Raw genomic sequence first — 23,105 nt, 5'->3', positions numbered from 1 at the left:
TCACGTCTTTCTTACGCAATTCCGGACGGGAAACCGCCGCACAGTTTTCCTGGAATTGCCGGGCAAGAGCTTATTAGCATTGAATTTTTGAAAGCGCCTCCCGCTTTCCGGGCTGGCCCGACAAAAAGCAGCCGCTCCGGTCCAGCCTCAACTCTTGGCGCCCACCACCCGCAGCGCCGGACGCTTCCGGCGGCTGCCGATGCGGCCGGCCACCGGCGCGTCGGCCCGGCTGTCGGCCTGTTCCTTTTCGGCAAACAGCCAGTCGACGAACAATTGCACGATAGGCGCCGAACGCATCTCGTTGCGGCAGACGACGTAGAAATCATCGACCGCCGGCACCGACAGGCTGAACGGCGCCACCAGCAGGCCCCTGGCGAGCAGCATGCTGGCGGTGACGGAATCGCCGAGCGCCACGCCATGTCCGTGCACCGCGGCTTCGATCGCGGTGCGGGCGTCGCCGAGATGGTGGCGGCAGCCACGTTCGAGGTCGAGCCCATCGGCGGCGGCCAGCCAGGTGTGCCATTCGCGGCCATCATCGCCATGCAGGATGACATGGCCAGCAAGATCCCGGCAGATGCGGAGCGGCCGGTTGTTGATCAGCGTCGGACTGACCACCGGGAACAGTTCGAGGCCCGACCATTTGCGCATCCAGCAATCGGTCCAGCTGCCGTCGCCATAGAGCACGCAGACATCGACCTGTGGGGCGCGGATGTCCTTGGGGTCGTTGGACGGGATCAGCGTCAACCTGATATCAGGATATTGCGCCATGAAGCTGCCGAGCCGCGGCGTCATCCACAGAAGCAGCAGCGCCGGCACGCAGGACACCGACAGTGTACCGGCGCTGGCTGGCCTGGTCATGCGCTGGGTGGCGGCGGCGATGCCGTCGAAGGCGGTCGAGACCGCCGGCAGCAATTCGGCGCCGTGCGGGGTGAGCTTTACCCGCTGTCCGGTGCGTTCGAACAGTTTTACGCCGAGTGATTGCTCGAGCGCCTTGATCTGGTGGCTGATTGCGCCGTGGGTGACGTTGAGCTCACTCGCCGCCTTGGTCAGCGAGGCATGCCGCGCCGTCGCCTCGAAGGCGCGCAAGGGATTCAAGGGGGGCAGACGCTTGGCCATGAGCAACCGGATACTCTGTGAGATTTTCTCACAATCAGCACCGTAACAATATCAATTGATTTTTCAATGCGGCTGCCGGACACTTTGGCAGGTCAACAGCATCAATGACGTGAAATCTACAGGCAGCCAGCGGGACAGCGACCCGGCCGGATGATGGTCAGTTCGCAGATGTCGCCACGGCCGCATGCATCAGCCCGCAGGAGGAGACCGACATGGGTTATGACAGAGGCAAGCTGGAAGCCTTGCGCCGCAAGTATGGCGAGAGCCATGGCGGCGAGATGTTCGACCCGAAGTTCCGCAAGGTCGCCGACAAGATCTTCTCCAAGAGCGGCACCCGACTCGCGCCCTATGCCGGCATCCCGACCTTCCTCGCCGCGCCCTATCGCGAAATCGCAGCCGACAATCCCGATTTCGGCGATTTGCAGGTGGCGATCATCGGCGTGCCGATGGATCTCGGCGTCACCAACCGGCCCGGCTCGCGCTTTGGACCCAGGGCGCTGCGCGCCATCGAGCGCATAGGCCCCTACAATCATGTGCTGGAATGCGCGCCGACGCATGAGCTTCGCGTCGCCGACATCGGCGATACGCCGTTCCGCAGCCGTTACCGGCTGGAGATCAGCCACGAGGATATCGAGCGCCGCACCAACCAGATCGTCGATGCCGGCGTGCTGCCGCTCTCGGTCGGAGGCGACCACTCGATCAGCCATCCGATCCTGAAGGCGGTCGGCAAAAAGGCGCCGGTCGGCATGATCCACATCGACGCTCATTGCGACACAAGCGGGCTGTTCGACATGACCAAGTTCCATCATGGCGGACCGTTCCGCAACGCGGTGCTGGACGGCGTGCTCGACCCCACCCGCACCATCCAGATCGGCATCCGCGGCTCGGCGGAGTATCTGTGGGAGTTCACCTATGAATCCGGCATGACGGTCGTGCATGCCGAAGAGGTGACGGGTCTCGGCATTCCGGCCATCATCGAGAAGGCGCGCAGAATAGTCGGCGACGGCCCGACCTACATTTCCTTCGACGTCGACAGTGTCGATCCGGCCTTCGCGCCGGGTACCGGCACGCCGGAAATAGGCGGCCTGACGACGCGCGAGGTGCTCGAACTGCTGCGCGGCTTGAAAGGCCTCAACATTGTCGGCGGCGATGTCGTCGAGGTGGCGCCGCAATATGACGCGACCACCAACACCGCCCATGTCGGCGCCCAGGTTCTGTTCGAGATCCTGAGCCTGATGGTGTTCAGCCCGGCGATCACCGGCAAGGGGGCCTGACGGATTTCACATGCAAAGGCGGCCGCCGCGCTGGAGCCGGCGGCCGTTTCCAAAACAAACAAGCTTCCAGAAGGGGAATACCAATGACAATCCATATGAAATCAACTATCGCCGCTGCGCTGATGCTCGCCGGCCTCGGCTTCGCCTCCCAGGCCAATGCCGACGCCGTCGACGACATCACCAAGGCCGGCGCCATCAATGTCGGCATCTTCTCCGACTTTCCGCCCTTCTCCTCGGCCAGCGCCGATATGAGCATCAAGGGTTACGACGTCGACGTCGCGCAGGCGATCGCCGATTCACTTAAGGTGAAGCTCAATCTGGTCAGCGTCACCGGCCAGAACCGCATCCCGTATCTCACCGACAAGCGCGTCGATATCCTGATGAGCGTCGGCTATTCCAAGGAGCGCGAGGAGGTCATCGATTTCGCCGCCGCCTACGCGCCCTACTACATCGCCGTCATCGGTCCGGCAGCGCTTTCGGTCAAAGGCAAGGAAGACCTCGCCGACAAGTCGATCGCCGTCAATCGCGGCACGCTGGAGGATACGTCGCTGACCGAAGCGGCGCCGTCATCGGCCGACATCAAGCGCTTCGACAACTACAACTCCGTCATCCAGGCCTTCATCTCCGGCCAGACCCAGCTGATGGTGGTCGGCAATGATGTCGGCGCGCAGGTGCTGGCCAAGCAGGACGCGCTGAAGCCGGAGCAGAAGTTCCAGCTTTTGACCTCGCCTTCGCATATCGGCCTCAACAAAAAAGAGGACCGGCTGAAGACGGCGGTCAATGATGCGGTTGCCAAGATGCTGGCCGACGGCAAGCTCGATGAGAGCTCGAAGGCCTGGCTGAAGACGCCGCTCAATCCCGACAACCTCAAGGATTGAGTTCTCGTGGCCTTTGCCTGGCTCCCAGGTGCTGTGGGCGACATCGCGCGCGGCGCGGCCACGACGATTCTGTTGATCGTCGTGACCACGCTCGTGGGCACGCTGCTCAGCATCCTGGGCGCTGCCGGCCGGCGCAACGGCCCGGTATTCGTGAAGCGCGCCATCGCGGTCTATGTCGAGGTGATGCGCAACACGCCGTTCCTGGTGCAGCTGTTCTTCATCTTCTTCGGCCTGCCCAGCCTCGGCATAAGGCTCGACCCGATCCTGGCCGCCATGCTGGCAATGACGCTCAACATGGCGGCCTACACCATTGAAATCGTCGGCGCCGGTCTCGATGCCGTGCCCGGCGGACAGACGGAAGCAGCGCTTGCACTGGGCTTGAGACCGCGCCAGGTCTTCATCAAGATCGTGCTGCCGCAGGCGCTCAAGGTGATCTATCCGGCGCTGACCAGCCAGATCGTCATCATGATGCTGGAATCGGCCGTGGTGTCGCAGATCGCCGTGCGCGAGCTGACCTATGAGGCCGACATGCTGCAAGCCCGCACCTTCCGGTCCTTCGAAACCTATTTCGTCGTGACCGTGGTCTACCTCGTCCTGTCCATGGCCTTGCGCCGGCTGCTGGTCACAGGCGGGCGCCGCGTATTGGGGGCAGGTGTCACATGATCGAATTCACCCTCTGGGACATCGTTCGCAATCTGCTGCTCGCCGCCCGCTGGACGGTGCTGTTGTCGCTGGCCGCCTTTGTCGGCGGGGCGCTGGTCGGGCTGATCGTGCTGTTCTTCAGGATCGCAGAGAATAAATGGAGCCAGCGGGTCGCTTCCGGCTACATCGCCCTGTTCCAGGGAACGCCGCTGTTGATGCAGCTGTTCCTGATGTTCTTCGGCCTGCCGATGCTCGGCCTGCGCATCGAGCCATGGACGGCAGCGGTGCTCGGCCTGACCTTCTTCGCCAGCGCCTATCTGGCCGAGATCTGGCGCAGCGGCGTCGATGCGCTGCCGCGCGGGCAGTGGGACGCTGGCGCCAGCCTTGGGCTGCACCGTCTGCAGGAGCTCAGGCTGATCATCCTGCCGCAGGCGTTCTCGATCACAAGGGCGCCGATCGTCGGCTTCCTGGTGCAGTTGATCAAATCGACGGCGCTGACCTCGATCATCGGCTTCGAGGAGCTGGTCAGAACCTCCAACGCCATCAACAACGCCACCTTCGAACCGTTCAAGGTCTACGGGCTGGTGGCGCTGATCTTCTTCGTCATGTGCTTTCCACTGACGCAATACGCCCGTACGCTCGAACAACGAGCGGCGGCCCACTGACGCCAGGCGGCGACAGTGCGTGAAGGGAACCTGCCGGAATAGAACGGCATCAACTGAGGAGAAACCAGATGAACAGACTGATTGGAAAATCCCTGACACGGCGCGGCGTGCTTGGTGCGGGCCTCGCTACAGCCGGCGTGCTCGCCATGCCGTCGATCCTGCGCGCGCAGGACAAGTCGCTGAAGGTCGGCGTCTATGGCGGCTATTTCAAGAAATCCTTCGACGAGCACGTCTTCCCAGATTTCACCAAGGCCACCGGCATTGCAGTGGAATCGGTCGCCGAGCCGACCGGCGAAGCCTGGCTGGTGCAGCTCGAACAGGCGTCCAAGGCCGGCCAGGCGCCGGCCGACCTTTCGATGATGTCGCAGACCTCGACGCTGAAGGGCCAGTCGACCGAATTGTGGACGCCGCTCGATACGTCGAAGTTCAAGCACTACAACGACCTCTTGCCGCGCTTCGTCAACAAATATCCGGATGGCCGGGTCGCCGGCATCGGCGCCGTCGCCTGGTGGATCACGCTGGTCTCCAACACCGACGTCTACAAGGATGCGCCGACCTCATGGGAGACTCTGTGGGACAAGGCCAATGAGGACAAGCTTGGCCTTCTGGCACTTGCCTCGAACTCGTTCCTGCTCGAAGTGACAGCCAAGACCTTCCTGGGCGGCACCAATGCGCTCGACACCGAGGACGGACTGAACAAGGCGTTCGAAAAGCTCGCCGAGCTCAAGCCGAATGTCCGGCTGTGGTATCGCGACGAGGCGCAGTTCGAGCAGGCGCTGAAGTCGGGCGAGATCCCGATGGGCCAGTATTATCACGACGTCACCGGCCTCGCGGTCGCCGACGGCTTCCATGTCCGCTCGACCTTCCCGAAGGAAGGCGGCATCCAGGATTCCGGCAATTGGGTGCTGTCGCGCGCCTCGACCAAGGTCGACGAGGCGCATGCCTTCATCGACTATATGAGCCAGCCGTCGATGCAGGGCCTGATGTCGCGCAAGGTCGGAACCACGCCGACGCTGAAGAAAGAGGTGCTCGACCTCAAGCCGGAAGAGTTCGCAGCCGTGTCGTCGGATATCGATCCGATCATCCCGCGCTACGACCTCTATACGTCGAAGGCCGACTGGATCAACCAGAAGTGGACCGAGCTGATCGTCGGCTGAGCCGTTCGATCCGTCTGAACCACAGCGGCCGCCGGCATAGTCCGGCGGCCCCTTAGCAAACCCTCCAAGGGATGAGCATGTCCGGACTAGACATCAACGCCGTCACCAAAAAATTCGGCAACTTCGCCGCCGTCGACAATGTCCAGCTCAACGTGCCGCATGGCACGTTCGTGTGTCTGCTCGGCCCGTCGGGCTGCGGCAAGACCACGCTGCTGCGCATGATTGCCGGACTGGAGGAGCCGACCAGCGGCGCCATCGTGCTCGACGGCGAGGACATCACGCCTTTGCCGACGCACAAGCGCAATCTCGGCATGGTGTTCCAGTCGCTGGCGCTGTTTCCGCATCTCTCCGTCGGCGACAACATCGCCTATGCGCTGCGCATTCGCGGCGCCTCGAAGGAGGAGCAGAAGAAACGCGTCGACGAGTTGCTGGGCCTCATCCATCTGACCGGCTTTGCCGACCGTCCGGTGGCCAAACTATCGGGCGGTCAGCGCCAGCGCGTGGCAATTGCGCGGGCCTTGGCGCTGTCGCCGAAACTGTTCCTGCTCGACGAGCCGCTGTCGGCGCTCGACGCCAAACTGCGCGAGGCCATGCAGGTAGAACTGCGCCAGTTGCAGCAGCGGTTGGGCATCACCACCATCGTCGTCACCCACGACCAGCGCGAAGCCATGACCATGGCCGACCTGGTCGTCGTCATGGGCCACGGCAGGATCCTGCAGGCGGCGCCGCCAATCGAGATCTACCGCAAGCCGGCCGACGCCTTCGTCGCGGACTTCATCGGCATCACCAATCTGCTGCCGGCCGAGATCGACAGCACCGGGCGCACCACCATTCTGGGCACAGCCATTCCAGGTCTTGCCATGCCGGCGGGTCAGACCAAAGCTTCTGTATCGGTCCGCCCCGAGGATGTGCATCTCGGCAGCCCCGGCGGCTCGGCCATCACCGGCGAGGTGAGTTTCGTGCGCGATCTCGGCGGCACCATCGAGACCTTCGTCGACGTCGGCGGCACCAGCATCATTGCGGTGACGACGCCGCGCGAGCGGCATGACGTGCCGGTCGGCGCCAAGGTCGGCGTAACATTGCCGCCGGCAAGCTGCGTGGTGCTCGGCGCATGAGACGCGAAGCCCCGAAGTCGATAGCCGACTACACGCCGCTGTTCTTTCCGGCGCTGATGCTGGTCGTCTTCTTCGTCGTGCCGTTCTCGACGATGATCGCGGTCAGCTTCTTCAAACGCAACCCGTCCGGTTTCTACACGCCGGATTTCGTGTTCGACAATTACGCCCGCTTCCTGTCGGTGTTCTTCGGCGGCGTGCTCGGCTTTTCGCTGATGCTGGCGGTGCTGGTCGCCGTCTGCTGCGTCGCCATCGCCTTCCCCTTCACCTACCTTTTGACCCGTCGGCCGCGCCGCGTGCAGACGCTGTGGCTGGTCGGCCTCCTGTCGGTGCTGTCGCTGTCGGAAGTCATTATCGGCTTTGCCTGGTCGACGCTGTTTTCGCGCACCGCCGGCATCACCAATTTGTTCGTGGCGATCGGGCTGATGGACAAGCCGGTGGCGCTGCTGCCGACCTTTGGCGCGGTGCTGACCGGCATGGTCTACCAGGCGCTGCCCTATACGATCCTGGTGCTGTACCCCGCCCTCGTGCGCCTCGACCCGACATTGCTCGAGGCAGCGCGCACGCTCGGCGCCTCGCCGATCCGCGCCTTCTTCAACGTCGTCGCGCCGGCGCTCAGAAACACCATCGTGGCGACGCTGATCATGGTCTTCGTGTTCGCCCTCGGCTCCTACCTGCTGCCGCAGATTCTGGGACGGCCGCAGCACTGGACGCTGTCGGTGCTGATCACCGACCAGGCGATCTACCAGTCCAACATGCCGTTCGCAGCCGCAATGGCGGTGTTCCTGGTGCTGATCTCGCTGGCGCTGGTCGGATTGACACTGCTCGTCGGACGAAGGGAGAACGCCCTATGACCGCGACCTTGCTGCGCCGTGTCTATTTCACCATCGTCGCGCTGTTCCTGGCGGCGCCGCTGATCGTCGTCGCCGGCGTGTCGGTCAATTCGCGCCAGGAGCTCTCCTTCCCGCCGGTCGGTTTCTCGCTCGCCTGGTACGCCCAGATCTTCACCGATCCGGAATGGCGGCTGGCGCTGATCCATTCGGTGACGCTGGCCGTCTGCTCGGCGGCGATTGCCGTGGCGGTCGCGCTGCCGCTGGCTTGGTTCCTGTGGCGGCGCATAGCGCCATGGGCGAACATCTTCCAGGTGCTGGGGCTTGCCCCCTTCATCCTGCCGCCGGTCATCACCGCGCTCGGCTTCCTCTCCTTCTGGGCGACGGTCGGGCTGTTCGGCCAGTTCTTCACCGCCATAATCAGCCACGCCATCTTCTTCGTGACGCTTCCGCTGGTGACGCTGTCGCTGGGCTTTGCCTCGATCGACCGCTCGCTGGTAGAGGCCGCCGCCACCATGGGCGCCGACGACCGCACGGTGCTGAAGACCGTGGTGCTGCCGCTGATCCTGCCCTACCTCGTCTCGGGCTACGCCTTCGCCTTCGTCTTGTCGCTCAACGAATACATCGTCGCCTACATGACGATCGGCTTCACCACCGAGACGCTGCCCATCAAGATCTTCAACGCGCTGCGCTACGGCTACACACCGACCATGGCTTCGGTGTCGGTGTTCTTCGTCGCGGTGGCGGCACTGGTGTTCGGCTCGATCGCCAGGTTCGGCGATATACGCAGACTGCTCGGCGCGATGTCGTCCGACGGGAGCTGAGCGCAATCATTCTAAGTAACAGCACCAGTACAGCACCCCTCGATCGCTGCTCAGACCACCAATGCCATGAAGGTGCTGAGTGCACCCTATGCACTCGCGCAGGCGGCAGCTTCGCGCCTCATCTCGGACTCAGGGGTGAACCTAAGTGCTCCTCGAAAGCGGACAACTGACTTCTTCGCCCGACTATTCGCCAGGGTCGAACTCACCTTTGAACAAGACCGTCTCCACCGGCCCGAGGGGATTGACGATCCGGCTCTCCAGGACTTCGACAAGTTTGCGTCCGACACCCGCTATGTCCACGAAATGAACGCCGATCTTCGCAGGCAAGAAACGTGACAGCCGCGTGCTGTCCCGAGTGACAATGTGGATGTCACTCCCTGGCGCGAGACCTCTTCTGCCAAGAGCGTGTAGTGCCCCCAAAAGGCCCAGTTCGTTGGCGCAAGCCAAGCCCGTCGGCGGATCTGACCAGGCCAGCATGCGATCGAACCAGGCTGCGCTCGATTCCATGGTGAACATTCCATGACCGATCAGCGACTGGTCGATCGGAATACCAGCCTCGGCCATTGCCCTTCCATACCCGGAAAGACGCATGGCACTCGCCTGGTCGCCCGGAACGAGAAGTTGCAGCGCAATGCGTCGGCAGCCCTTGTCCACGAGCCGCCGGGTCGCCTCGTAGGCAATCTGTTCATTGTCGATGTCGACATAAGGATATGCTGTATCCAGGTCAGTTCTTCCAAACGCGACGAATGGCATGCCTCTATCCAGCAATAGCTTAACGCGTGGATCACCCGAGACCATGCGCGTGATAATCAGTCCGTCTGTGCTGCCCGCCTGAAGCTGTCGCTGCACACTCTCGATGGGGTCATCATCGGGCGTGGTGGAGTAGATGGATAGACTATAACCCGCTTGCCGCGCCGCCAGCGTCATGCCCTCGATTAACGGAAGCTTCAACAGATCGGACAGATGATCTTGTGTTTCCATCGGGTAGATTGCTGTCATCGTCAGCGTGCGGCCAGTTTTGAGCGCGAAGCCATGATGATTTGGCACATAGCCGACCCGCTGCGCCACTTCCTTGACGCGAGCGATGGTGGCGGGATGAACCTCCGGCCCATCCTTCAGCGCGCGGGATACCGTGGTCACCGAAAGGGAAAGTTCCGCCGCGATCTGTTTCAGGTTGGTCATGTCGCCCGACCTCATTTGCGAAAGCGCCGGCTGATTTGCTGACTTCCACTACGTGACCGAATTCCACCTCACGGTCAATCCAAGCTCTCGCTAAAGCAGCTTGACTCTCCTGCAATTGGATGCAATCGTAACGTTACGATTGGCAAGAATTGGCCATTTTTAGCGCGTCTCAACAAATTCTAGGGAGGAGAACCTATGTCTTGGTTACGCATTTCCTTGACGGCATTCGCATTCTCGGCCGCCGTGCCGGTCTATGCCCAATCAGTCACCATCACGACCGCGGGCGGCGATTATGGCAACGCCATGAAGGAAGCCATGTGGGGCCCCGCTGCAAAAGAGCTTGGCTATGATGTCGGCGAGGAGACCCTCAGCGACGGCTTGGCCGCCCTGAAGATGCAGGTTACCTCGGGCGCGGTCACAACCGACGTCATTCACCTGGGCTCACCGGAGGGCGCGCAGGCCGCCGCACAGTCGCTGCTGGAGCCGCTCGACTACACGATCATCGACCCAAAGGCCGTGCCGGACGGCGCAAAGTCCGACTACTGCTATCCATTCGACTCCTATGGCACCGTCTTGTCGTGGAACACCAAGACCTATGGCGAAAACCCGCCGAAGACATGGGCGGAGTTCTGGGACGTTGCCAAATTCCCCGGCCGTCGTGCGCTGCGTGCCAATGCCCAGGACTCGATCGAGATCGCGCTGCTCTCCGATGGCGTAGCACCGGCGGACGTCTATCCCGTTCTCAGCACGCCAGAGGGTCTGGATCGCGCTATCAAGCGGCTCGAAGCACTCAAGCCGAATGTCGCCGTTTGGTGGACCTCGGGAGCGCAGTCGGCGCAGTTGCTGAAAGATGGTGAGGCGGATTTGGTCGTTACCTGGAACGGGCGGGCCCAAACCGTAAAAGCAGATGGCGGCGCGGCCGACTACACGTTCAAGGGTTCCGTCATTGGCACCGACTGTCTTGCGGTGCCGAAAGGGGCGCCGAACAAGGAAGCAGCTATGAAGCTCATCGCAGCGATGACACAGCCCGCGCGCGTGGCGAAGCTGACCGACTTCATAGCCTATGGCCCGGTCAATCCTGCTGGCTATGAGGGTGGCCTTATCCCCGAGGACCGTCTCAAGACGCTGGCGACCGCGCCTGAAAATGCCGGCACTTCGGTGTTTTCGAATTCAGAATGGTGGGTCAGGAATGGCGAGGCTGCCCAAAAAGCCTTCGATGAGATGATGGCCCGCTGAGTCTCAGCTCTAAGGCTTGAGCACATGATGAAGTCGCTCCCGATCACCATCGACAGCGTGCGCAAGACCTATGGATCTTACGTCGCGCTGGACGATGTCTCGCTCGACATTCGGGCTGGCGAATTCCTCACGCTGCTGGGGCCATCGGGATCGGGCAAGACCACGCTGCTCATGGCTCTGGCCGGCTTTGTCCGGCCGGATTCCGGTAGACTTCTGTTGGGCGATCGCGACATTACCCGCCTGGCCCCGAACAGGCGCAACATCGGCATAGTCTTCCAGAACTACGCCCTGTTTCCCCACATGAACGTTCTGGCAAATGTTGAGTATCCGCTGGTGCTGCGCAAGGTACCGAAAGCCGACGCCCGCCAGCGGGCGCTCGACACTTTGGACCGCGTGAAGCTCGAAGGTTTGGCGGAGCGCAACATTGCCGCATTGTCCGGCGGCCAGCGCCAGCGGGTTGCGTTAGCGCGGGCGATCGTCTTCGAGCCGCGCGTGATGCTGATGGACGAGCCGTTGTCGGCGCTCGACAAGAATTTGCGCGAAACCATGCAGTACGAGATCCGGCGTCTGCACGATGATCTGGGGATCACCACGATTTATGTGACGCATGACCAGCGCGAAGCACTGATCATGTCAGACCGGGTCGCGGTGATGAATTCCGGCCGTATTCAGCAGATCGACACGCCACAGCGGATTTATGATCGTCCATCGACCCGCTTTGTCGCTGAGTTCATGGGTGAGGCCAACATTGTGGCCCCGGGCGCGGTGCGCAGAATAGACGGCGCCGATGCATCAAGCGAAGCTCTGATGATCCGCGCCGAAAGTTTCCATCTTGATGCGAAGCTCGTCGGGCGAGACGGGGTGGCGCTCGAGGGAACGCTGCGCGCCAAGGCGTTTCGCGGCGAGAACTGGCTTTTGACGCTGGCGCTTGACGGCGGGCAAGAGATTCTTGTCTGCGTTCCGGCGGCGATGGCCAGCGGCTGCGGCGAGCTTGCGACCGGTCAGCGAGTGACCGCATATGCACCGGCAGCGAAAGTTCACGCGATACCGGGAGCAGGAGCGTGACCGTCATCGCCGATCCTGCGCTGGCGGCAGACGCACGACGCGAGCGGCGGTTCTTCCTGTCGCTTTCAGTGCCCGCGCTTTTGATCGTTGGGCTGGCGGCGATCCTGCCCATCGTCTGGATTATCCGGCAATCCTTCCTCACCACAGCGGGTGAATACACCGTCGGCAACTACGAGAAAGTGCTTTCGAGCGGACTGACATGGTCGGCACTCGTCACCACCCTTGAGCTGTCCGTGGGCACGCTGGCGATCTGCATTCTACTCGGTACCCCCTTGGCACTCGCCCTGGCCAGCACCAGACCAAGGGTGGCGAATTTGCTGATGGCCTTCGTCATGCTGCCGTTGTGGACCTCCATTCTGGTGCGCACCTATGGCTGGCTCGTTCTGTTGCGACGCGATGGCCTGATCAACGCGGCTTTGACCGGTTCAGGCCTGACAGCTGAGCCCTTGCCGCTGGTCTACAACTTAACGGGAACGCTCATCGGCATGGTTCACTACATGCTGCCGCTCTTCCTGCTGCCCGTTTATGCGGCGATGCGCGATATCGATGCAAACCTCGTTCGCGCGTCGGCGAGCATGGGCGCCACGCTCGGACAAACGATCCGCACGGTCATTCTGCCGCTTTCGGCCGGCGGCATCTTCTCGGGTTCGATCATCGTCTTCATTTACACCATAGGGTTCTTCATCACGCCCGCGGTGCTTGGCGGCGGCAAGGTAAACCCTCTTTCCACCCGGATCGAGCGCACGCTATCGACCTTCCAGGATTGGGGCTCGGCGAGCGTCCTGGGCATCCTGCTCCTCGTACTAATGGCGTTGGTGGGGGTGATGTTCCTGGCTGCGCGGCGGCTGATTGCCGGACGCAGCATCGGCACAGCCCATGCTTGAAGCCTATCCAGATAGCAGGCTGGCCCGCATCCTCCTGTGGAGCTTTTGCGCGCTCGTTATGGCGTTCCTGATGCTGCCGACGCTCGTCGTCGTGCCGCTCTCTTTTTCGGCGTCCAATCTTTTGGAGTTCCCGCCGCGCGCATACTCGTTGCGCTGGTACGAGGCTTTCTTCGGTTCGGCGGCATGGATGGCCGCACTCAGGACGAGCCTGATCCTTGGCACATTGACGGCGATGATCGCAGTGCCCCTGGGGCTGCTGGCCTGCATTTCGATAAATCGGCTCGGCGGAAAGGCCGCCATTGCCATTCAGGGTATTCTGCTAACCCCTTCTATCGTGCCGGGAATCCTGCTCGCGATTGGTCTCTTCTTTGTTCTGGCGGCCCAACGTCTGGTCGGAACGCTGTTCGGTGTCCTGGTCGGACATGTGGTGCTGGCCATTCCGGTCGCCTGCATTGTGTTGGTGCCCGCCTTGGCCCGCTTTGACTGGAACCAGGTTCAGGCGGCGCGCAGCCTGGGCGCAAACTGGGCAAGAGCCATTGGCGGAATAATTGTCCCCCAACTTCGGATAAGTCTGTTGTCGGCGACGCTGATGGCCTTCCTGACCTCGCTCGATGAATCCGTCATTTCGATCTTCGTCGCGAGTGGTCAAAACAGCACGCTGCCGAAGCTCATGTTCCTGTCGCTGCGCGATCAGATCGACCCGACCATTGCGGCGATTTCGACCTTGTGGACCGTCATCGTCGTGGTCGTTGTCCTCGTCGTGACCCTTCGCCAAAAATCCTGACCGAGATTGGAAACATGCCCAACAATCATCATGCAGCCGACGATCTGGCGGATCATTCAACGGACATACCCCAGGTGGGGTTGGCGATCATCACCGGCTCGGCGAATTGGGGTCTCGCCTTTCCGGAAGATGTCGAAGTCGATGGCGTCCGCACCTTGCAACGAGACATGAGTTTCGAAACCCCTTTCGGTCCCAGCGACAATTGGAAACTGCTCGAATTCGATGCATCTATTACCGTCGAGGGCAAAACGAAACGTGCCCTGTGCATGTATTCGCACGGCAATCCCCGAGACCATATCGACCATTCCTGTCATCGCCGCGCGTTCTGGGTCTTGATGAAAGCGGGTGTAAGGCAAGTGCTGGCCTGCTCGACCGTTGGCGCCGTCAACAAGGCGATCCAGCCCGGCGACATAGTCGTAAACGCCGATATCATCGAACTGTCGCAGACCCCGTTTTCACTTCTGCCTGGCCGCCAGAGCTTCGACTGCTCGGGCAAGCAGATCGTATGTCCAAGATGTGCGGCATTGTTGGCCGAGACCGCCCGGCGCCATTGGCCAGCCGGATGCCGCGTCCATGGCATCGAGCAGCAGCTGGTGGCTGCCCACTGCTACGGGCCGCGACTGACAACTCCCGCCGAAGCTCTGGCGTATCGAAACATGGGAGCGGACGTGCTCAACCACTCGATCGCCCCTGAGGCCACCTTATCGCGCGAGATCGGCGCCTGTTTCGTGCCCCTGGCGTTCGTCACGGCCGGCTTCAACGACTATATGGACCGCGAGCGCCAGAAATTGCTGCAGGAGCACGTGCTGCCGAGCCTCTCTATGACAGCCTCGCGGGTTGCGCTGGAGACCGCGGCGCGACTTCCGGCCAATCCGGAATGCTCTTGCCACGGCTTGAAGTCGCCCCAACCGGCAGAGCGTTCTACCCGGTTCTGAAAAGCAGCGAGAGTCTGGGATCGTTCACTCGCAACGATGCTCGCGTCGAACTGAGAGTCCGCTTTTGAAGATCCCACGCCCGAAGCGTTCGGCCGCTTCCGGTCCAAAAGGCGACGCCAGACATCTGCTCTGCAGTGACTGCTTCGGGCAACTGGCGGACCGCCTGGTGCGTCTTCAATGGCTGAAGACGAGCGGCGGCGCGATCCTATCCCGCCGCAGCCAGCGCGCGAGCAGCAGCACCGCCACCACGGCCAGACCTGACGCCAGGCCGATCCAGATGCCGACGCCGTGCAGGCCGAAATGGAAGGCGAGCAGGACGCCGAGCGGCAGGCCGATGCCCCAATAGCCGATCGCCGCGTAAATCATCGGCACCTTGGTGTCGTGCAGGCCGCGCAGCATGCCGGCGGCAACGGCCTGCGCGCCGTCAAAGATCTGGAACAGCGCGGCAAAGGCCAGGAACGACACGGCCAGCGCGATCACCCTGGCATTGGCCGGATCGGTCATGTCGATGAAGGCGCTGATCAACAGATGCGGCCACAGCACCATCACCAGCGCCATCAGCGCCATGGACGAGACGCCGATGACGAAGGCGGTCCAGCCGGCGCGCGAAACGCCGGCCGGATTGCCGGCGCCATGGGCCAGGCCGACGCGCACCGTCACAGCCTGGTTGAGGCCGAGCGGCACCATGAAGGAGATCGAGGCGATCTGGATGGCGATGGCGTGCGCGGCCAGCGAATCCGCATCGATCAGGCCCATCAGCAGGGCTGCGGCGTTGAAGATCGTCACCTCGAAGGCGAGGATGCCGGCGATCGGCATGCCGAGCCGCAGCAGACCCTTGAAGCGCGGCCAGTCGGAGCGCCAGAAGCGGCCGAACAGGCGGTAGCGGCGGAACTTCTTCTCCAGCATCACCACGGCTGCCAGGCCGCAGAACATCAGCGTGCTCGACAGGGTGGTCGCCAGCCCCGAACCGGCAATGCCCATTGAGGTGACGCCGAGATTGCCAAACATGAACACCCAGTTGAAGAAGGCGTTGCAGGCGACGGCGACGAAGACGATGATCAGCGCCCAGCCCGGCCGCTCCAGCGCCGAGATGAAGGAACGCAGCACGATATAGCCGTAGAAGGGCAGCACCGCCCATTCCAGCCAGCGCAGATAGATGCCGGCCTGATGTGCCAATGCCGGCTCCTGGCCCATGGCCAGCAGAATGGCCTCGCCATGCCACAGCACGATCCAGATCGGGATCGAGATCAGGATCGCCAGCCACAGGCCCTGGCGCACGGTACGGCGCAAATCGCGCACCGAATAGCGCCGGCGGCCAAGCTCGGTGGCGATCATCGGCGAGGTCGCCAGCATCAGGCCGAGGCCGAAGATCAGCGGCATGAAATAGAGGTTGGCGCCGAGCGCGCCGCTGGCCAGCGTGTCCGCGCCCAGACGCCCCATCATCATGACGTCGGTGGCGGTCATCGCGGTCTGGCCGAGATTGGTCAGCACCATCGGCCAGGCCAGCGCCAGCGTCGCCCTGATTTCCTGACGCCAAAGATTTTCCGGCGCACGAGCGCCGGCTTCGATCGCAGACATTGTCCTGCTCTTTCCGGTTGCGGCGCGTCGGCAACGAGGCCGGAAGCCGCACTTCCAAACGGCAAAACCTTCGGTTTCGCAGCGTTTGCGTCGTTCTATTGGACGAAATGCGGCATGAAGGCAAGGGAGGACGGGCAGCCGGCGATTGAGCCAGAGGCGGGAACCATTCCTACCGACGGCCCTTGGATCAGCCGATGCTTTCGCCGCCGTCGATCACCAGCGCCTGGCCGGTCATGAAGGATGAGCGGTCGGAGACGAGGAACAGGATCGCTTCGGCGATCTCTTCGGCGCTCGCCCAGCGCCCCATCGGGATCTTGGTGCGGACATAGGCCTCGATCGCTCCGCGCCCGCCCATCTGGGCGATGAACGGCTCGTTGAAGGGCGTGTCGACCCAGCCGGGACAGAGCGCGTTGACGCGCACATTGTGCCGGGCATAATCGAGCGACATCTGCCTGGTCATCGCCACAACCGCATGTTTGGAGGTGGCATAGGCGATCATCTCGCGGTCGTAGAACACGCCGGAATTCGAGGCCGTGTTGAGGATGACGCCGCCGCCTTGTGCGACCATCGCCGGCATGGCCAGCCGCGCGGCCAGGAACTGCGCCCGTACATTGATGCGCCAGGACGCATCCATGCCATCGACCTCGACCTCGGTCAGCGTGCCGCCGACCTGGATCCCGGCATGGTTGTGCAGGATGTCGATGCGGCCATATTTGCCGAGCGTGCCCGTGATGAGCTGTCCGACCGCCGCGTCGTCAGAGACGTCGGTGACAATCGCCTCGGCGCGCCCACCCGTCGCGCGGATGTCGGAAGCCGTCGCCTCGCCGCTGGCCAGATCCCGGTCGGCGATAACCACGAGCGCGCCTTCCCTGGCCATGATCATGGCGCCGGCGCGGCCGATGCCGGAACCGGCGCCCGTTACCACGGCGATGCGGTCTCTAAGGATCATGAATTTGTCTTTCAGCTGGATGGCTTGTTCAGTTTGACGGCTGGCGCTGGCGCAGCTGCCATTGGGCAAGCACCACCAGAAGAACCGAGGCGACGAGCACGATGGTGGCGATGGCGTTGATTTCCGGCGTCACGCCGCGCCGGATCGAGGCGAAGACATAGATCGGCAGCGTCGTCTGCGCGCCGGCGACGAAGAAGGCGACGATGAAATCGTCGAAAGAGAAGGTGAAGGCGAGCAGGAAACCGGCGACCACAGCCGGCATGATCTGCGGCAGCACGATCGAGCGGAACGTCGTCAGCGGCGTGGCGTAGAGATCGCTCGAGGCCTCAACCAGGTTGCGGTCGAGGCTGGCGAGACGCGTGCCGACGATTATCGTCACCAACGCCATCGAAAACAGGCCGTGGGCGGCGATGATCGATCCATAGCCGAGCGACAGGCGCGGCGGCTGGTCGTTTGGCCAGATCGAGGCGAGGAACGGGTTGAGCACGCCAAACAGCTGGACCAGCGCGACAAGCGTCGAGATGCCGATGACGACGCCGGGAACGACGATCGCGGCACCCATCAGCGCGTCGAAGACGGCGCGGGTTCTGAGCCCCACCCGCGTCAGGCCGAGTGCCGCCGCCGTGCCGCACACCGCCGCCAGAAGGGCGCTGGTGGTAGCGATGAACAGGCTGTTCTTCAACGCCTCGACCAGGAACGGGTTCGACAGCGCCGTGCCGTACCACTGCACCGAAAAGCCGGTGAACTCGCTGGCATGGCGGCCGGCGTTGAAGGAGAACAGCACGACCAACGCAATCGGCAGATAGAGGAAGGCGAAGACGGCGGTGACGAAGGCGCGCATCAGATCAGATCCACCCTGCGGGCGCCCGACACCCGTGTCGAAACGCGGTTTGCCGCGATCAGAACCACCACCGAAACCGCCACCAGCGTGATGGCGATGGCCGATCCGAACGGCCAGTTGCGCGACTGCAGGAACAGGTCGACCAGCGCATTGCCGATGAAGAACACCTTGCCGCCGCCAAGCAGCGTCGGGATCAGGTATTCTCCGAGCAGCAGGATCATGACCAGCGAGAAGCCGGTCATCACGCCCGGCAGCGACAGCTTCAGCGTCACCCCCAGAAAGGTTGAGAGCGGGGTCGCGCCGAGATCGGCGGAGGCTTCCAGCAGCCTTCGGTCGAGCCGCTCGAGACTGACATAGATCGGCAGGATCATGAGGGGCAAATAGCCGTAGACGATACCGAGCAGCACGGCGCCCGGCGTGTTGATCAGCCTGACATCCTCGATGCCGACAAAGGCCAGCAGTGCGGGAATGCCGCGTCCGCCCAGAATGTACATCCAGGCATAGGTGCGCATCAAAAGGCTGGTCCAGAACGGAATGACGACGAGCGCAAGCAGGATCAGCCGCCAGCGCTCCGGCGCCTTCAGGGCAAGGTAGTAGGCGACCGGGTAGGCGACGAGCAGACAGGCAAGCGCGCCCACCGGCGCCAGCATCATCGTGTTCCAAAAGGCAGTCGCCCGCGCCGGGAGGTTGGCGTATTGAGCCAGCGTGAAGGCGGCCTGGTAGCCACCCTCCGGCGCCCGCTCGCCGACGCTGAACACGGCAATGGCGATGAACGGCAGCACCAGGAATACCACCAGCCACACTGTGGCCGGAGCGAGCAGCAGCGCTGTCAGGAGATTGTGACGAAGTTTGTTGCCGTGCATTGAACCGCCCCGAGGCCGGCGGGCATATGCCCGCCGGTTTTCCGTTTGCTTCAGGCCAGCCTCAGGCCGACTTGAAGCGCGCCATCAGCTCGGCGCGGCCTGGGTCAGTCAGCGTTGCCGCCGCGCCGAACTCAAGCGGCGTCAACAGGTCGGCCGCAGGATAGAGGATAGGATTGTCGAGCACTTCCTTGGGCAGCAGCTTGTTGACCCGCGCATCGGTCGAGGGCGCGCCATTGGCCAGATGCTCCTTCACCGCAACCTCAGGGGTCATCAGATAGTTGAGCAAGGCATAGCCTGCCGGCTTGTTCGGCGCGTCCTTCGGGATGGCGTAGAAGTCGGTCCAGATCTCGCCACCCTCCTTGCCCAGCACATAGGCGATCTCTGGGATATCGCGATGCAGCTGCGCGCCGTCATTCGTCCAGCACATGGTCATCCAGGCGTCGCCCGCCCGCATACCCGGCTGGTAGTCGGACGAGACCGCAAACAGATGCGGCTTGACCTTGAGCAGCAGTTCCTCGGCCTTGGCGAGTTCGTCCTGCTTCAGCGAGTTGAAGGAATAGCCGTAATATTTCAGCGCGTTGCCGATGGTGGTCAGCTGGTAGTCGTGCACCATGGTGCGGCCATCGCCCTCAGCCATGGCGACGTCCCAGAACTCCTTCCAGCTCGTCATCGGCTTGGTCAGCTTCTTGGTGTTGACGGCAAAACCGGTCGTGCCCCAGTTCTTCGGCACGGCGTAGGTTGTGCCGTCGATCGTGCCTTCCGAGGTGAAGCGTGGGTCTTCCTGGGACCCGTCGAAATTCGGCAGCTTCGCCATGTCGAGCGGATCGATGATGCCAAGCTTCTTGTAGGTCGAGATCGTGTAGTTGGTCGGCACGAACAGGCTCCAGCCCGAGGCGCCGGCCTGCAGCTTGGCCAGCATTTCCTCATTGGAGCCGAAGACATTGACCTCGACGGCGACGCCGGTGTCCTTCTTGAAGTTTTCGAAGGTCTGCGGGTCGTGATAATTCGGCCAGGTGGCGATCGACATGCGGTCGCCGAGGTTTTCGGCGGCAAAGGCCGGCGTCGGCATGATGCCGATCTCGCGCGCCATCACCGCGGTCGCGATGCCAAGCCCGGTGAGGCCGAGGAAGTCGCGGCGGCCGATCGAGCCGCGCTTCAAACGCATCAGTTGGTCGACGAAGTTCTCAGGGCTTATCGGCAGTCCGTCACGATATGATTTCGACATTTTTTGCTACCCTCTGGTTGGTCCCGTTGTTCTTGGTCTCCGGAAACGCCAGCGGCGTCCCGGAGGCAAAGCCGATGGCGACGGGTTCACCCGGCTTGAAGAGATTGCCGTGGCCGATCACATGGTCGGCCTTGGCCAGCAGCGTTCCGATGCCCTGGACCTCGATGGCGTATTCCGCGGTCGAGCCCAGAAATATCCGGTTGCGGACGATGCCCTTGAACAGGCTGCCTTCCGTGGCGCCGAGGCTTAGCGATTCAGGGCGCAGGCTGACGGAAACGGGCTCGCCCTGCTGCAAGGCAGTTCGTTTGCGCGCCGCAATGACGGTGCCGTCGGCGAGCGCCACATTCACCAGATCGCCGGTATGCCCGGCGACCTTGCCGCTCAACAGATTGGTCTTGCCGACGAAATCGGCGACGAACAGGTCGGCCGGCTCGTCATAGATTTCACTTGGCTGGCCGAGCTGGACGATGCGGCCGCCGTTCATGACGCAGACGAAGTCGCTCATCGACAGCGCTTCCTCCTGGTCGTGGGTGACCAGCACGAAGGTGATGCCGATTTCACGCTGCAGGTTCTGCAACTCGATCTGCATGTCGGTGCGCAGCTTCTTGTCGAGCGCCGCCAACGGCTCATCGAGCAAAAGCACCGCCGGCTTGTTCACCAGCGCGCGCGCCAGTGCGACGCGCTGCTGCTGGCCGCCGGAGAGTTCGTGGATCTTGCGGCTGCCATAGCCGGCAAGCCGCACCATTTCGAGCGCCTCGCCAGCGCGTCGGCCGATTTCCTGCGACGACAGGCGCGGCCTCGCCTGGCGTAGCCCGTAGGACACATTGGCTTCCACATCGAGATGCGGAAACAGCGCGTATTGCTGGAACACCATGTTGACCGGGCGGCGATAGGGCGGCGTGCCGGCCATGTCCTGGCCGCGGATGAACACCTGGCCTTCGCTCGGCTGTTCGAAGCCGCCGATCATGCGCAGGCATGTCGTCTTGCCGCAGCCGGACGGTCCGAGAAGGGCGACAAAGGCGGAGGGCGGCACAGCCAGATCGATGCCGCTGACAGCGGTCACGGCGCCATAGCGCTTGGTGACGCCGCGAAACTCGATGTCGGGCACTGCGGTCAAAGTGCTGGCTCCAGCAACAGGGCTATTTCAGGACGCTACCAGAGCCGATGGCGGCTAGTATATACCTCGCAGGTGGTATATCTGATCTATTTTCTCGTTTGAGGGGGTATAGGTTGAGTGCGTCCCGCAGCGACGAATACAGCCGGCTCGCAGCCCTTGTCGCGGCAACGCGAGAGACCAGCGGCGAAATGTTCGGCCAGGCAATGGTCGATTGGCTGAGCCAGCATGTCAGCTTCGACCACTGCGTTATCTTCGGCTATCGCGGCGCATCGCGACCGCCGCTGCTGTTCGAAACCTTCTCGCCGGCCGAGAGCCATGTCTTCGTCACGCTCTATCAGGAAGGACCTTATCTGCTCGACCCATTTCATCACGCGGCGGTGGAGCGCAAGGAGGGGTTCTGGCGCATGCGCGAGCTGGCGCCCGACCGCTTCTATGCCAGCGAGTATTTTCGCACCTACTATAGCCAGACAAGGCTGGCCGAGGAGGTCGGCTTCTTCGTGCCGCTGCCCGGCAAGGATGCGCTGGTGCTGTCGCTGATGCGATTGCACGCCTCGGGTCCCTTCGGCACCGCCGATGCCAGGCTGCTGCGCGACATGGCGCCGGCGGTCATCAACTTCGCCCGGTTGCGCTGGCCCGCACTTTCGGCCGAGGAGCAGGACGAAGCGGAGCAGGGCGAGACGATCGCCGCCGTCAACGAGTTCGACCGCGCCCACATTTGGGAAAGCCTGTCGCTGACCCCGCGCGAAAAGCATGTCGTCGATCTGGTGCTGCAGGGGCATTCCACCGAGTCGATCGCGAGAGCCATGCGCATCGTACCGGGAACGGTGAAGGTTCACCGCCGCAACATCCATCGCAAACTCGGCGTCAAATCCCAGGCCGGGCTGTTCGCCCGCTTCATTGAGATCATCGAGAGCCGGCGTTGAAATCGCTGAGGCAGACATCGTTCACTTGCGGGCGACAGACTGCTACGGATTACCCGAAACCAGTCGCTTCCTCATACGCCCCGGAGAGCAGACGATGGCATTCAGGCGCAGAAAGAACACGGCCGCGATCCCTCGCACGGTGCCGGCTTTCGAGCACATCGTCACCGAGGCGAGCGACAGTTTCCTGTGGCGGCTCGACGACTATCCCTGGGAGCGCAATGTCTGGAATTTTCATCCGGAATACGAGATCCATCTCCTGCGGAAGTCTTCCGGGGTCGCGCTGGTCGGCGATCACATCGGCGAATTCGGGCCGGGCTACCTGAGCATCGTCGGCGGCGGGCTGCCGCATGACTGGGTGACATCGGTGCAACCCGGCGAGCTGATCGAAGGACGCGACATCGTGCTGCAATTCGATCCGCAGCGGCTGCGCGGCTCGGCGGGACTGCTGCCGGAGCTGCGCGAACTGGAACCGTTCCTGGAGCGATCGCTGCGCGGCATCGTCTTCCATGGCCGCGCCGCGCTCGACGGCGCTGCGCTGATGGAACGGATGGGCACCGTGCACGGGCTCGCCCGGTTTTGCCTCTTCCTCGAACTGGTCGATCTGCTGGCCAGGACAGACGAATACGAGCTTTTGTCCTCGCCGGATTTCTCACCCGCGCTCGACGCAACCTCGCTGGACATCATCCAGCGCACGCTGACCTATCTCTTCCAGCATTTCGCCGAGGATCTGAAGCTGCCGGAGGCGGCGGAGCTGGCCGGGATGAGCGAAAGCACGTTTTCGCGCTTCTTCCAGAAGAACACCGGCAACAGTTTCAGCGACCACATCGCCAAGCTCCGGCTCTGGCAAGCCTGCAAGCTGCTGGCGGACACCGATATTCCGATCACCGACATCTGCTTCCAGGTCGGCTACATGAACATCTCCAACTTCAACCGCGCCTTCCTGCGCAAGCACCGGATGACGCCGTCATCCTACCGCAAGCTGTCGAAGCAGCGGATGACGATGCGCGCCTGAAAACCGGCCTTCC

General features: G+C 62.8%; 23 protein-coding genes. 15 read left to right on the top strand and 8 right to left on the bottom strand.

Annotated elements, in window-relative coordinates:
* Positions 1-147: 147 nt before the first annotated feature.
* Positions 148-1,116 (bottom strand): transcriptional regulator GcvA, encoded by a 969-nt coding sequence (gcvA, locus tag NKJ18_RS24095; RefSeq protein ID WP_352759970.1) that lies wholly within the window; start codon positions 1,114-1,116, stop codon positions 148-150.
* A gap of 212 nt (positions 1,117-1,328) precedes the next feature.
* On the opposite strand from gcvA, the gene speB reads away from it, so the two are divergent.
* From speB to NKJ18_RS24055, 8 genes are all read left to right on the top strand, one after another.
* A complete protein-coding gene (gene speB / locus NKJ18_RS24090) occupies positions 1,329-2,390 on the top strand; it encodes an agmatinase (protein WP_023700439.1) in 1,062 nt (353 codons plus the stop codon).
* Positions 2,391-2,473: 83 nt separating this feature from the next.
* A complete protein-coding gene (locus tag NKJ18_RS24085) occupies positions 2,474-3,268 on the top strand; it encodes a transporter substrate-binding domain-containing protein (RefSeq protein ID WP_352759967.1) in 795 nt (264 codons plus the stop codon).
* Between the two features lie 6 nt (positions 3,269-3,274).
* Positions 3,275-3,931 (top strand): amino acid ABC transporter permease, encoded by a 657-nt coding sequence (locus tag NKJ18_RS24080; RefSeq protein ID WP_352759965.1) that lies wholly within the window; start codon positions 3,275-3,277, stop codon positions 3,929-3,931.
* Entirely contained in the window at positions 3,928-4,575 is a 648-nt protein-coding gene (locus NKJ18_RS24075) for an amino acid ABC transporter permease (protein ID WP_352759962.1), read from the top strand. Before NKJ18_RS24080 ends, NKJ18_RS24075 begins: the two co-directional genes overlap by 4 nt.
* Positions 4,576-4,643: 68 nt before the next feature.
* A complete protein-coding gene (locus NKJ18_RS24070) occupies positions 4,644-5,732 on the top strand; it encodes an ABC transporter substrate-binding protein (RefSeq protein ID WP_502906176.1) in 1,089 nt (362 codons plus the stop codon).
* Positions 5,733-5,809: 77 nt separating this feature from the next.
* Positions 5,810-6,847 carry an ABC transporter ATP-binding protein gene (locus NKJ18_RS24065; protein WP_023671274.1) on the top strand — a complete coding sequence of 346 codons (1,038 nt, stop codon included), beginning with the start codon at positions 5,810-5,812 and terminating at the stop codon, positions 6,845-6,847.
* On the top strand, positions 6,844-7,698 hold the full coding sequence (locus NKJ18_RS24060) for an ABC transporter permease (RefSeq protein WP_023711357.1): 855 nt from the start codon (positions 6,844-6,846) through the stop codon (positions 7,696-7,698). Before NKJ18_RS24065 ends, NKJ18_RS24060 begins: the two co-directional genes overlap by 4 nt.
* Complete coding sequence (locus NKJ18_RS24055) at positions 7,695-8,498, top strand: ABC transporter permease (protein WP_023671272.1); 804 nt, start codon at positions 7,695-7,697, stop codon at positions 8,496-8,498. The genes NKJ18_RS24060 and NKJ18_RS24055 overlap by 4 nt, the downstream gene beginning before the upstream one ends.
* Before the next feature lie 183 nt (positions 8,499-8,681).
* Here the strand turns inward: NKJ18_RS24055 and NKJ18_RS24050 are convergent, their stop codons facing one another.
* A complete protein-coding gene (locus NKJ18_RS24050; RefSeq protein ID WP_023739701.1) occupies positions 8,682-9,680 on the bottom strand; it encodes a LacI family DNA-binding transcriptional regulator in 999 nt (332 codons plus the stop codon).
* Positions 9,681-9,896: 216 nt separating this feature from the next.
* Here NKJ18_RS24050 and NKJ18_RS24045 point away from each other — a divergent pair, with 216 nt between their 5' ends.
* The 5 genes from NKJ18_RS24045 to NKJ18_RS24025 are packed head-to-tail and all read left to right on the top strand — an operon-like array spanning position 9,897 to position 14,584.
* Entirely contained in the window at positions 9,897-10,916 is a 1,020-nt protein-coding gene (locus NKJ18_RS24045) for an ABC transporter substrate-binding protein (protein WP_352544578.1), read from the top strand.
* A gap of 27 nt (positions 10,917-10,943) precedes the next feature.
* Positions 10,944-11,981 (top strand): ABC transporter ATP-binding protein, encoded by a 1,038-nt coding sequence (locus NKJ18_RS24040; protein WP_023700444.1) that lies wholly within the window; start codon positions 10,944-10,946, stop codon positions 11,979-11,981.
* Positions 11,978-12,865: an ABC transporter permease gene (locus tag NKJ18_RS24035; RefSeq protein WP_023703702.1), complete on the top strand. Its 888-nt coding sequence runs from the start codon at positions 11,978-11,980 to the stop codon at positions 12,863-12,865. Before NKJ18_RS24040 ends, NKJ18_RS24035 begins: the two co-directional genes overlap by 4 nt.
* Positions 12,858-13,649 (top strand): ABC transporter permease, encoded by a 792-nt coding sequence (locus NKJ18_RS24030; protein ID WP_023703703.1) that lies wholly within the window; start codon positions 12,858-12,860, stop codon positions 13,647-13,649. The genes NKJ18_RS24035 and NKJ18_RS24030 overlap by 8 nt, the downstream gene beginning before the upstream one ends.
* A 14-nt stretch (positions 13,650-13,663) precedes the next feature.
* Positions 13,664-14,584: a phosphorylase family protein gene (locus NKJ18_RS24025; RefSeq protein ID WP_352463626.1), complete on the top strand. Its 921-nt coding sequence runs from the start codon at positions 13,664-13,666 to the stop codon at positions 14,582-14,584.
* Positions 14,585-14,758: 174 nt separating this feature from the next.
* Here NKJ18_RS24025 and NKJ18_RS24020 read toward each other — a convergent pair whose 3' ends face one another.
* The 6 genes from NKJ18_RS24020 to NKJ18_RS23995 form a co-directional block, all read right to left on the bottom strand.
* Positions 14,759-16,162, bottom strand: coding sequence for an MATE family efflux transporter (locus NKJ18_RS24020; protein ID WP_352759959.1), 1,404 nt, complete (start codon positions 16,160-16,162; stop codon positions 14,759-14,761).
* A gap of 187 nt (positions 16,163-16,349) precedes the next feature.
* Entirely contained in the window at positions 16,350-17,111 is a 762-nt protein-coding gene (locus NKJ18_RS24015) for an SDR family NAD(P)-dependent oxidoreductase (RefSeq protein ID WP_352759956.1), read from the bottom strand.
* Positions 17,112-17,139: 28 nt separating this feature from the next.
* The gene (locus tag NKJ18_RS24010; protein WP_023695887.1) at positions 17,140-17,952 is read right to left on the bottom strand and encodes an ABC transporter permease; all 813 of its coding nucleotides are present in this window, start codon (positions 17,950-17,952) and stop codon (positions 17,140-17,142) included.
* Complete coding sequence (locus NKJ18_RS24005; RefSeq protein ID WP_023695886.1) at positions 17,952-18,815, bottom strand: ABC transporter permease; 864 nt, start codon at positions 18,813-18,815, stop codon at positions 17,952-17,954. Before NKJ18_RS24005 ends, NKJ18_RS24010 begins: the two co-directional genes overlap by 1 nt.
* Before the next feature lie 61 nt (positions 18,816-18,876).
* Complete coding sequence (locus NKJ18_RS24000; protein WP_352759954.1) at positions 18,877-20,040, bottom strand: ABC transporter substrate-binding protein; 1,164 nt, start codon at positions 20,038-20,040, stop codon at positions 18,877-18,879.
* The gene (locus tag NKJ18_RS23995; RefSeq protein WP_352759951.1) at positions 20,021-21,157 is read right to left on the bottom strand and encodes an ABC transporter ATP-binding protein; all 1,137 of its coding nucleotides are present in this window, start codon (positions 21,155-21,157) and stop codon (positions 20,021-20,023) included. The genes NKJ18_RS24000 and NKJ18_RS23995 overlap by 20 nt, the downstream gene beginning before the upstream one ends.
* 113 nt (positions 21,158-21,270) lie before the next feature.
* Between NKJ18_RS23995 and NKJ18_RS23990 the strand changes: the two genes are divergently transcribed.
* Together NKJ18_RS23990 and NKJ18_RS23985 are read left to right on the top strand one after the other, a co-directional pair.
* A complete protein-coding gene (locus NKJ18_RS23990) occupies positions 21,271-22,080 on the top strand; it encodes a helix-turn-helix transcriptional regulator (RefSeq protein WP_023725984.1) in 810 nt (269 codons plus the stop codon).
* 94 nt (positions 22,081-22,174) lie between these two features.
* Complete coding sequence (locus tag NKJ18_RS23985) at positions 22,175-23,092, top strand: AraC family transcriptional regulator (RefSeq protein ID WP_023671262.1); 918 nt, start codon at positions 22,175-22,177, stop codon at positions 23,090-23,092.
* The last annotated feature ends 13 nt before the right edge of the window (positions 23,093-23,105 follow it).

Source organism: Mesorhizobium sp. M0217 (genome assembly GCF_040321955.1).
Taxonomy (GTDB): Bacteria; Pseudomonadota; Alphaproteobacteria; order Rhizobiales; family Rhizobiaceae; genus Mesorhizobium.
The sequence above is the reverse complement of the archived record's forward strand: the minus strand, read 5'-3'. Positions and strand labels throughout refer to the sequence as shown.